This window comes from Hominimerdicola intestinalis, assembly GCF_054655215.1.
In genome coordinates, this window is the sequence record NZ_BAAHNZ010000001.1 from 344815 (window position 1) to 356324 (window position 11510).

General features: G+C 37.7%; 10 protein-coding genes. 3 read left to right on the forward strand and 7 right to left on the reverse strand.

Translation table 11 applies throughout. The features are described from left to right. The first annotated feature begins 27 nt into the window (after positions 1-27). The 3 genes from ACYQ0H_RS01700 (at position 28) to ACYQ0H_RS01710 (ending at position 4753) form a co-directional block, all read left to right on the forward strand. Positions 28-2394, forward strand: a complete 2367-nt coding sequence (locus tag ACYQ0H_RS01700; protein WP_459811096.1) for a glycogen/starch/alpha-glucan phosphorylase — start codon at positions 28-30, stop codon at positions 2392-2394. A gap of 68 nt (positions 2395-2462) precedes the next feature. Next, entirely contained in the window at positions 2463-4022 is a 1560-nt protein-coding gene (locus ACYQ0H_RS01705) for an amidohydrolase (protein WP_459811097.1), read from the forward strand. Between the two features lie 131 nt (positions 4023-4153). Beyond that, the gene (locus ACYQ0H_RS01710) at positions 4154-4753 is read left to right on the forward strand and encodes a cytidylate kinase-like family protein (RefSeq protein WP_459811098.1); all 600 of its coding nucleotides are present in this window, start codon (positions 4154-4156) and stop codon (positions 4751-4753) included. 93 nt (positions 4754-4846) lie between these two features. On the opposite strand, the gene ACYQ0H_RS01715 is transcribed toward ACYQ0H_RS01710, so the two are convergent. From ACYQ0H_RS01715 to ACYQ0H_RS01745, 7 genes are all read right to left on the reverse strand, one after another. Next, positions 4847-6013: a hypothetical protein gene (locus ACYQ0H_RS01715; protein ID WP_459811099.1), complete on the reverse strand. Its 1167-nt coding sequence runs from the start codon at positions 6011-6013 to the stop codon at positions 4847-4849. A gap of 717 nt (positions 6014-6730) precedes the next feature. After that, positions 6731-7195: a hypothetical protein gene (locus ACYQ0H_RS01720; RefSeq protein ID WP_459811100.1), complete on the reverse strand. Its 465-nt coding sequence runs from the start codon at positions 7193-7195 to the stop codon at positions 6731-6733. Positions 7196-8328: 1133 nt separating this feature from the next. After that, the gene (locus ACYQ0H_RS01725) at positions 8329-8679 is read right to left on the reverse strand and encodes a DUF7957 family protein (RefSeq protein WP_459811101.1); all 351 of its coding nucleotides are present in this window, start codon (positions 8677-8679) and stop codon (positions 8329-8331) included. A 118-nt stretch (positions 8680-8797) separates the two neighbouring features. Next, entirely contained in the window at positions 8798-9247 is a 450-nt protein-coding gene (locus ACYQ0H_RS01730; protein ID WP_459811102.1) for a hypothetical protein, read from the reverse strand. Between the two features lie 195 nt (positions 9248-9442). Further along, complete coding sequence (locus tag ACYQ0H_RS01735) at positions 9443-9994, reverse strand: hypothetical protein (protein ID WP_459811103.1); 552 nt, start codon at positions 9992-9994, stop codon at positions 9443-9445. Continuing rightward, positions 9991-10260 (reverse strand): hypothetical protein, encoded by a 270-nt coding sequence (locus ACYQ0H_RS01740; protein ID WP_459811104.1) that lies wholly within the window; start codon positions 10258-10260, stop codon positions 9991-9993. Before ACYQ0H_RS01740 ends, ACYQ0H_RS01735 begins: the two co-directional genes overlap by 4 nt. A gap of 154 nt (positions 10261-10414) precedes the next feature. Then, the gene (locus ACYQ0H_RS01745) at positions 10415-11119 is read right to left on the reverse strand and encodes a hypothetical protein (RefSeq protein WP_459811105.1); all 705 of its coding nucleotides are present in this window, start codon (positions 11117-11119) and stop codon (positions 10415-10417) included. Positions 11120-11510 lie beyond the last annotated feature (391 nt).

Consider the following 11510-nt stretch of genomic DNA (forward strand, 5'->3'; position numbering starts at 1 on the left):
TGAAATATGCTGAAAGGATTATTATATATGGACAGGAATAACTTTATAGCTGAGCTTAAAAAGGATCTGAAAACAAAATACGGCAGGACAGTTGAAAACGCGTCAGCGGTACAGCTGCACGAAAGTATTTCAAGCACTGTAATGAACAGTATTTCCGACAGATGGACTGCAAGTACGGAAAAACATCTTTCCGGCAGACGGGCCTGCTATTTTTCAATGGAATTTCTTATGGGCAGGGCAGTTTATAACAATCTTTTCTGCCTTGGGATAAAGGACGAGGCTGACAGTATACTAAAAGAGCATAACCGCTCTCTTGCGGAACTGGAGGAGATCGAAGACGCTGCTTTGGGAAACGGAGGACTCGGCAGACTGGCAGCTTGCTTTCTTGACTCCGCAGCCGCTCATGATATTCCTCTTGACGGATACGGGATACGCTACAAATACGGCTTGTTCAGGCAGACTATTGAAAACGGCTTCCAGAGAGAATATGCCGACGATTGGCAGAGATACGGAGACCCTTGGTCAAAGAGATGTGAAGCCGATACGGTAGAGGTAGTATATTCGGACGAAACGGTAAAAGCAGTGCCTTATGATATGCCTATAATCGGCTTCGGAACGGAAAACATAGGGAATCTCAGACTGTGGCAGGCTGAGGCTGTTGACGAATTTGATTTTTCACAGTTTGATTGCGGCGATTATTCGGGAGCAGTGCAGGCCAAAACCTCTGCTGAAAATATTTCAAAGGTACTGTATCCCAACGATAACTGCACTGAGGGTAAGATCCTGCGCTTGAAGCAGGAATACTTCTTCTCTGCGGCATCGCTGGCTGATATTCTGAAAAAGCATCTGGAGCGTTTCGGCAGTCTTGACAAGCTTGCCGATATGGTAACGATTCAGCTTAACGACACTCATCCCGTTATTTCCATTCCCGAGCTTATGAGATTGCTCTGTGATGTGTACGGAATGGAGTTTGACAAGGCTTTTGAGATCACCCAAAAGACCTTCAACTATACAAATCATACTATTATGCAGGAGGCTCTTGAAAAGTGGGATTCCGCTCTTGTTGAAAAAATACTGCCTCGGGTTTATGATTATATTCTTATGATCAACGAGCGTTTTATGAAGGATATGTACGCACTCGGAAAGGACAGAAAGCTTATTGACAAGCTTGCTCCCATGGCTGACAAAACGGTAAGAATGGCAAATATGGCGGTTTATATGTCATCTTATACCAACGGTGTGGCAAAGATCCATACGGAGATCCTCAAGGCTGATACTCTCAAGGAATGGTATGAACTTTATCCTGAGAGATTTCAGAATAAGACCAACGGAATTACCCAGCGCAGGTGGCTTGCGCTCTGCAACGAGGAGCTTTCAGGGCTTATTACCGAGCTGCTGGGAAACGACAGCTGGATCAAAAAGCTCGATATGCTTGCTGAACTGAAAAAATATGCTGACGACGAGAAAGTGCTTAAAAGATTTATAGAAATAAAGCAGCTGAAAAAGCGTCAGCTTGCGGACTTTATTAAGGCGCACGATAATGCTGAAGTCGATCCTGATACGATTTTTGATATTCAGATCAAACGTCTGCATGAATACAAGCGTCAGCTGCTTAATGCGCTTTCAATTTTGTATATTTACTATGGTATCAAAGACGGTTCAATTAAGGACTTTACGCCCACGACTTACATTTTCGGAGCAAAATCCGCCCCAGGCTATCGACGTGCAAAGGCAATAATCAAGCTTATAGGCGAAATTGGAAAGCTTGTCAATTCTGATCCCGATACAAAGAATTTAATAAAGGTGGTTTTTGTGCAGAACTATAACGTTTCCTGCGCCGAAAAGCTTGTGGCTGCTGCGGATATTTCCGAGCAGATTTCAACAGCCGGAACTGAAGCTTCCGGAACGGGCAATATGAAGCTTATGCTGAACGGTGCGGTAACACTGGGTACTCTTGACGGGGCGAACGTTGAAATTGCCGAAGAAGCCGGAGAAGAGAACGAATATATTTTCGGAGCAAGAGTTGAGGAGCTTGAAAGGATAATGCCTGAATACGACCCAAGGAACATTATTTTCAAGGATGAAAAGATAAATCGTGTTCTCAATAAGCTTATTGACGGCTCGCTTGATGACGGAGGAGTTCCGTCCGATCAGGAGGGCAGCTTCAAGGAGCTTTACAAGGCATTGACCGACGGTGCAAGCTGGCATGTTCCCGATCATTATTATGTTGTCGGAGATCTGAGCAGCTGCGTTGAGGCAAAGCTTAAAGCAAACGCCGATTATAAGGACAGTCTTGCGTTTGCTAAGAAATGCTGGCTGAATATGTGTTCAGCGGGAAAGTTCTCGTCTGACAGAACAGTTATGGATTATGCGGAAAATATCTGGAAGCTTTAGGGCATAATAAAACGGCAGGACGGATAGGCGTTCTGCCGTTTCGCATAAAGTTAACGGAGGGATAACATTTGAAAAGACTTTATTATAACGCAGAGATAGTAACTATGAGGTCGCCGGAGGTCTACGACTATATTATTGCCGAAAACGGAATTATCAGGTGCGTCGGCAGGGGAGAAGCCCCTGCGGGAGACTTTGAAAAAACTGACCTTAAAGGAAGTACGGTGTTTCCTGCCTTTATCGACGCTCACAGTCATTTTGCCGCCGAAGCAAATTCTCAGCTTCAATGCAGTTTGAACGGCACGGCTTCATTTGACGATATAAAGAAAAGAATAGATAATTATATTAAGGAAAGGAATATAAAGCCGGGGCAGTGGATAAAGGCGGAGGGCTACGACCATAATCTGCTTAAAGAGGGAGTTCACCCGAACATAAATCTGCTTGACAGGATATGTCCGGATAATCCGCTTGCTGTTTCTCATAGGTCCGGTCATATGGGGGTCTTCAATTCAAAGGCTTTGGAAGCGCTGGACGTATCAGCTTCCTCTAAGCCGCCGAAGGGAGGAAGATTCGGCCATACCGACGGACAGCTTAACGGATATATGGAGGAAAACGCCTATATTGATTATATAAAGAAGATACCTATGAGCAGCACAGAAGAATTTATGAGCGCATTTGAAAGGGCACAGGATAAATATGCGTCCTATGGTATCTCCACGGTTCAGGAGGGTATGCTTGCAAAGGAGCTTTGTCCGTTGTACGCTGCTCTGCTAAGATCGGGAATATTAAAGCTTGATGTTATCGGATATGCCGATTACAGCCATGCGGACGAGATATACAGCCTGTTCAGCGGTGCTTATAAGCATTTCAGGCTGGGCGGGATAAAACTGTTTCTTGACGGCTCTCCACAGGGCAAGACCGCATATATGCTGGAGCCGTACAAGGGTGAAAAGGAATACCGTGGTTATCCGGCTATGAGCGACAGAGAGCTGACTGAAGCGATTGAATATGCAGCAGAGCGAAGGCTTCAGCTGCTTGCTCACTGCAACGGTGACGCAGCGGCAGAGCAGTTTTTAAGGTGCGCCGAAGCAGCGGCAGAAAGGTATCCCGTAATTAAAAGTCTTAGATTTGTTATGGTACACGCTCAGCTTATAAGACCATCTCAGCTGAACAGAGTAAAGCAGCTCGGCATAATCCCGTCGTTTTTTACCGCTCACAGCTATTACTGGGGGGATATCCATATAAAGAATTTCGGTTTTGAAAGGGCAAGGGGTATTTCTCCTGCCAATTCGGCTCTTGAAAGAGGTATTACGTTTACCTTTCATCAGGATTCTCCGGTCATTGAGCCTGATATGCTGGAAACTGTGCGCTGTGCCGCAGAGAGAATAACAAGGTCGGGAGTCCGCCTTGATCGTGAAGAAATACCGGTATTTGAGGCGTTCAGAGCGATTACTGCAAACGCCGCATATCAGTACGGCGAAGAAAGTACAAAGGGTACTCTTGAAGCAGGCAGAAGCGAAGACTTGGTTATTCTGGATAAAAATCCTCTGAAGCAGGATATAAGCAGGCTCGGCGATATAAATATCCTCAAAACCATAAGATCCGGAAGCACTGTATTTTCACGGGAATAAATTGTAATGAAAGCCGTTGTTTTGTAATAATAATGTAATTGACATTTTCAGGGGTTCAGATTATAATTAAGTATAAACTAACTGTATATATATCATGACAGAAAAATAATCGGACAAGGAGAACAAAACAAATGGCTAAGATAAGCGCAGTAACGATAGAAAGGCAGTATTGCAGCGGCGGAAGCGATATAGGAAAGCTTGTTGCCGATAATCTCGGAATAAAGTGCTACGACCATGAGCTTTTGCAGATGGCGGCGGAAAAGATAGGAATATCGGCAGACGAGGTCAGGAACTTTGAGGAGGCAACTCTTAGTCCTCTTAGATCACCTCTGTCGTTCAGGACGGGAATAGACCGTAAGCTTGATCTGGCGGAAAAGCTGTTTGCAGCTCAGGCGGAGCTTATTACGGAGATCGCAAAACAGGGTTCATGCGTTATTGTAGGAAGGTGCGCCGACTATATACTGAAAAATGTTGTTCCGACACTCAGCGTATATATTTATGCAAGTCATGAAAACAGGATAAATCATGCTATGGAAGCTCATGGGATAAAGTACGACGACGTTGAAAATACGCTGAAGCGCTATGACAAAAAGAGGGCGGATTTCTACAATATAAACACTACCCGAAACTGGTCGTCAATGCAGACCTACGATATATGTCTTAACAGCGGAAAGCTTGGGTATGAGGGCTGCGCTGATATAATTACGGGGATAGTTATAAACAGCAGATAAATTCAGAAGGTGCAAAAACGAGGGAGAACAGTTAAGTCCTCCCTCGTTTTCTTTATAAGGTTTAAAATGCACTGAGTTTAATTTTCATCTGTATCAGAATATGTCTGCTGCAGACAGATCCAAATTGCAGCCATCGCCCAGCTTGCTGTTGATCAGACTGACAACCGCTCTGGGAATCTTTGCGTTGATAAGATCAATATTAACTCCGTCTGCCTTTTTTTCGACGCTGTACATATTATCTATTCCTTCAGCTGTTACATTCACATTGCTTAAGCATACGTTGCAGCCGTCGCCTAGCTTGCATACAAGCATTGACAAGGCTCTGCTTGTAAGATTTGCGTTTGACAGATCAAAATAGCTTCCGTCTGACATAAAGCCTATGTCAAAATATTCTCCTTCTGCGGAATAGATAGTAACGTTCTTAAGCTGGACATTACAGCCGTCGCCTAAATTGCTTAATGTTTCGGCAAGCTCGTTTTCAGACATATTTGTATTATCCAAGTTCATATTTGATCCGTCTGAGCTGAATAAACTCTCTGAACAGCCGCCGTAAAGGTTTTGTGTGCGTTGAGCGCAATATTCGTCGTAGCTCAGATCTTCAAAATCCGCATAAGCCGAAAGCTCCTTTGCCGGAAAGATCTTTGCTGCCGCATGCATTGCTATAAATATAAACGTAAACTTTTCGCAGTCATATGTGTTGAAGGGAATCTCATAAATCCTAACAAAACCGCTGCCCCAACGCTTGCTGATAGCAGGCTTGTACTCTGCCTGTGCCAGTGAATAAGTATATCTGTCTTCCCAGGCGGCGCTGATGTCCTTGCCCTCCGCTACGGGACAAATCACAAACTGCGAGGTTTCGTCGTGGGTATCGCAGATACCGCCGGTCATAGCGAACCTGAAAATATAGTCGGTATTTCTTTCAAGCTGTTTTTCACAGATTATTTGTGTCCAGTCCCAACCCCAGTTTCCTATTTCAAAAACCTCAGTATCTTCTCCGAAGCAGTCAGTAATAAATAATCTTGAGCCGACGTTATTATCACATCTTTTATCGAACTTAAACTCTCTCGCATTAAAATTTATAACCTTACTCATAATTTTATCCTCCGTATCATTTGCGATCGGAGCATGAGTATTCAGTCTTATTTCACAGCCGCTGATATACTCAGCCCGACCGTTCTTTACTAACCCCTTTGCCCTTTTCGGGTAGGTAGTTCCGATTAAATTTCCCTGCTTATCGGTAACCTTAATGTTTTTTTCCATGGGTATCCTCCCCTTCGTTACCTTTAACTGTATTAAATTGCTTCTGTTTTTTATTATGGGTGCCGTCCCCTCGTATTGCCGTTATTCCACTGATAACGACCTTATCAGCGTTCGTTTTTTCCTATGGGTGTCTTCCCCTCCGACAGCTTAATTGTATCACATACAATTTACAAAGTCAATTAACATAAGCAATATTTATTATTACTGACAAAAAGCAGATCTAATTATACAGCATTATGCACAATGATCAGACTGATTTGGTTTAACACCTCGGATAAAATTGCGGTTTTTTTATTAAGTATGAAAAAACTCCGGTCAGAAAGTCAGACTGGAGTTTTGATTATTATGAAGAATAATGTTTCTAAACTTGCTGAGGAGGAACGGAGAAAGCATTTATATAAGGGTAAGTGCTTTTGATATGATATCTTCCCATTGTGCAGAAGTATAACAGCAGATTTTGAATTTGTGTAAAAAAATACGGTAGACAATGTAGAATAACTACAAAGTCTGCCGTGTTACATTGTTTAATCAAGTTTCTCGTTTATGATGTTATCCTAGAATATTGCATTATTTATCAAATTTGCAGAGAGTAAATCTAATGCGTCTGCATTGTAACATAACACTTCAAAAGAAAAGCCGTGAGTTGAATTTTGAGCTATGATTATGTTGAGTAACGTAAAAGGATTAAGATTTAATTTCGTATACTTTGTGAAGTCATTAGCCTACAAAACTATCAGGTGTGATATACAATCTCTGCAGCACTCCTTTATTATCAACTGAACATACGAGATTCTTATCAACAGTTATGAAAGAAGCATCTTTACCTATTGGAAAAAGATCAAGTTCAATTAAGCCCTTTTTTGCGTCATACTTAATCTGTACTTTATTATTATCACATTGGGTTGTTGCGACAACTGAAAAATAGTCACATATACCGCCCTGTTGTATTTTAGTATTATCAATGTTGGTTATTTGATATAGTCCTTCGGTAGATTTAGGAAGTTGAATGTCACATCGTTCTGCTTTTATTAATGGCAAAAATCCCTGAACGCCAATCAACACATTGGTATCATAATCAAATATTAATTCCAAGAAACTTATTGTTAATGAGTAACTTTTTGTACTGCATCTTTCCGCATAATTAAGACTATGAGTACTGTGCTCGTATATTAATTCCTTCATTTGGCATCACATTTCTAAGATATTCAATTATCCAACGAAGTTATAGTAACGTATCTTACCATTACTATATACAGTATTTATCTCCGCATGAATCGTTGCAAATATCGCAAAAGCTTGTAATTAGTTTTATAAATTCTGAATTTGATATTACTTGTATTTTATCATAAAAATAAATTTTTATGACAATTGCTTGCAGTTAATTCAGCCAACACCATCATTAAAAACGCTGGAGTCAGAAACACCGAACAACCAAATCTGAGCAACTATTTTCATATCGTTGCTCCATGATACCCATGAAGTTTCCATAAGCTTTTCAAAGCTTAGATTTTGCTTATATAGTTCTTCAAAATAATCGGTTATTAAATACTGATGAGATAGAATCTTGTTCCGGTTATTTACTCTTACTTTGAAGAATTTAAATTTTTTTCATGAGTTTTATAGAGTAACCTTAATTTCTTCGTAGTCTTCAGATTCCCCACTACATTTGATCTTTATTACCACTAAATCATTCTCACAAACTACTTGTAAATTTTTCGATTTTACCGGATCGTAATTGTTAGGCAATGCCATGGGATTGCCAACTTTCCTCATTATTAAGCTGTTTTTCTTTAGATACACATTACATCTGTTGCCGAATATAGATTCATTAATACATACAAATATTGAACAGTTATTATTAGTATATACCTGATATTCTGTGCATTTTAAAGACATATCTCTATTAATGGCTAATGTTAAACATATTATAATTGACAAACTGATTATTGAAATCAACTTTACAAATCTTTTCATTTTGGTTACTATTAAAACTGGAATTAATAATATTAATGCAAAACAAAAAGAATAGCAACATAAAGAAGTAATAGTGATTTTAGTTGTACACAGCTCAAAACAACTACTGCATAATATTAAAGCAATTAGTATTATTGTCATTATGACAATAATATTTTTTGTGATTTTTTGCATATTAAATTCCTGCCTATTTCATATACACATAAACTGGATTATAATACAGGTAACCACAATCCCACAATAACAGAGTAATCACCATCACAAATGATAATGTTATCAATGAAACTTTTTTCATGACTTCCACCATATAATCCATACTTTATTAGTCAATATATGCCGTTTCAAAATCTCGAACCGCTTTTTCTATCCAAAAGGCTACCATCTTTGATATCTACAATAAAATCCGTACCGTAAAAATCATTGACAATCAAACTGCCATTTTTATACGAAAGCCCAACATATGGAGTGTATTGCAGCTTTGGAAACCTCTTTTTTGCTGATTCTATCTGCCAAGTAATTTTACCATGAAAATCAACTGAGTAAACATTATCATTTTTATCAATGTCATATGGAATTTTTATTAGTACAATTACCTGCGAATCAAGAACAAGGACAGTATCAATCTCAAACTGAAATTTTACCAGCTCGTTATTAACATACAATGCATTTTTATGTATTTTTAAAATAGGCATAGTTAACCTCCGATATCATTATAATCGTTTGTTTGTAAAGGTGCAACAAAAATTTCTTTTCAGAAGCAATATACTTTATTAGCTTACTGATTAGTCATTTTTAATTCCATTAAAGTTATTATTCCTTTACAAAGTATACATTCCTTTTGTAATTATCTGGGTCAACATCAATGTTTACTTTTGGTATCTCGTAAATGCGGCATAAGTCATCTTTTTTATTCAATAGCTGAACCCTGGGAACATAGTAATCGAAACTATGAAAAATAGGTTGTGAAATCAGTGAGTATGACAATTCTACAATTTCGTATCCAAAAGTGATGATATAGCTATGGTTTTTAAAGTCGAAATCATAGTTTGGAAGATCATATGAACAGTTATAGATATCCTCTAAATCATTTTCTCTTACTATTGAATAGTATACATATTCACCATTGCTAGGAATCAGATGTCCGCTGGCTATTTCCTTGTGGTCTAAATCATGATTATAACAAACAAATAGACCAATCAAAGCGATAACAAATGCAGAAGTAATGATTATTATTTTTTTCTTCTTACAATTCCCAATCATCGCCAATTTCCTTTTCGTAATATATAAAGCTATCATTGATTTTTTCTGATGTTATCTCAATCCAAGTACCACCTGTTTTCGAGCGTCTTGGATACAAATTATAATTCTTCCAGCGAGAAACTTGAATTGATGTTTTAATTGGGGGTTGCCCAATGGTTTCGTAAATCATTATTAGTTTTTCAAGCGGTTAGGTAATTAGAAAAGAATATTAGCCGAAACAATAACCCATTGACCATTTACATATTCAAGATATAGTCTATGGGGAGTACCATCATATCCTATCCCAATATCTGTAGGCTGACCATTTTTACGATAGTAATCTGCCGTATAAGTGTACCCCCATAGAAATATAGCCTTATTGTTATGGCTAAGCACAGATGCTTCTTGAATATGAAACTCTTCATTGATAATATTATCTTTTAATTTCGCCAACGCATATCTCGGATTCATATATTTAAATATCTTGTCAGAAACTATTCCTTTATATTTTTGGGGAAGTTCTCCGTTATTTTCATAAGAACTGTTTATAAGAGAAATTCCGAGATTTTTCACCTCTTTATCTTTACTTGAATGTATTATTAATCTTACATCCCATACTCCAAGATATTCTGCATCAGTTTGCTTTGGCTTTTGATCCTCATAATATTTATTATGCCAGTACACCGTTCGTGTGCAACAGAAAACAATTATTAATATTACGACAATTATCAATGGGATAGTTAAAAATATTATACGCTTTCTAATCATAATGCATCACTCATTTTAATAATGTAAACATAATCATAAAGAAAATCATCATCTTCTTCTGTGGTCACTATTGCTTCAGATAACGGAAATTTATCTCTCGACCCTGAATGACCAGCATAAAATATTTCACAATCTTTAACTTCGCTTATTATTGTAGCATGAGTTACATCTTGATTTGGTTCATGTACATTGTGAAAATAGAGTAAATCTCCTGCCTCGATGTATGGATGATCTTCTACAAATTTAGAAATGGAATCACCGCCCATTTCTGTTTTTAACTGTATTATAGTATTCGTATCCTAATTGTATGTAGTATTCGTCTCTGGCATACCTTTGTATTTTTATAATTATACATTGTACGCATGATAATAACTGAAATTATCATTAAGATAAATATTTTTCTTATGCAACATTATAGTATTAGGCTTTATCATTAAATAAAGACTTCTTTCTTCGCTTTACAATGTTTTTAATTATAAGTGTGATAAATATAATTATAACAGCACATATAAAAGCTGTTAAGATTAAAACAATTATACCAAAGGTATGGTTAGGAGTATAGTAATCAATTTCTAACCTATTGCTGTCAATGTTATATATAATGCCTCCGGTCAAATAACCTTTAGCTTTTTTTATTGTTCCAGCATCAGAAACGCTTATCACTTCCTTATCCTCATTCAGTATGGCAACTTTGATTTTTGGGGAATATTGCATTAACAAATCAAAATTCTTATTGTAATTGGGATAGTCAAATGGAATAAATTCATTATCAGCACGAATGTTGTCTGAATAATCATTTTTGTATTTGTTTATCTTCATATCATTATCAGCATTAGTAAAATGCAATGAATAGCTAATGTAACCTTCATTTACATAGCCGACATAGCTATCGTTTTTATCAAAACCATTTCTCTCAGCATTTTCACTGTTAAATACAGTATATACTGCATCGGAATCTGTAATTTTTACAAGAAGATCAACATAATATGCCTCATCGGGAACTGATGTCAGATGAATTGTTATGGTCCTTGCTTTATCTTGTGCCGCATATACAGCGTTTTGTGAAGTGTAAAGCACAGAAACAATCAATGTAATTATAACAGCTGCTATGCTACTTTTTTTCACTACGATTCCTCCTGGTTATGATATGTATAAAATATTGCTGAACCCAGACAGTTTATACCCAATGTATTCTTCATATTCATCATAATCAATAAAATATTTTTCTCTGTAAGAACTTTGATGCAGAGCAAAACGCTTATTATAGTTATCAATATTTTTATTATACATCAGTTAAAAAATAAAATCAATGCTTTTTGGAGTGTTTTGGTAATTATAAACGGATTTTTTGAATTTTTAATAAAATTTAGTTGATTCTATTGCTTTATCTTATCTGGGTTTTAATTTTCTGCGTTGATCTCATCAAGAAAGATCTGCTGAACATTTTATAAAAAACAGCTCCTTGATACCGTCTGGTTATCAAGGAACTGTTCACATGATCTGCTGTATATTATTT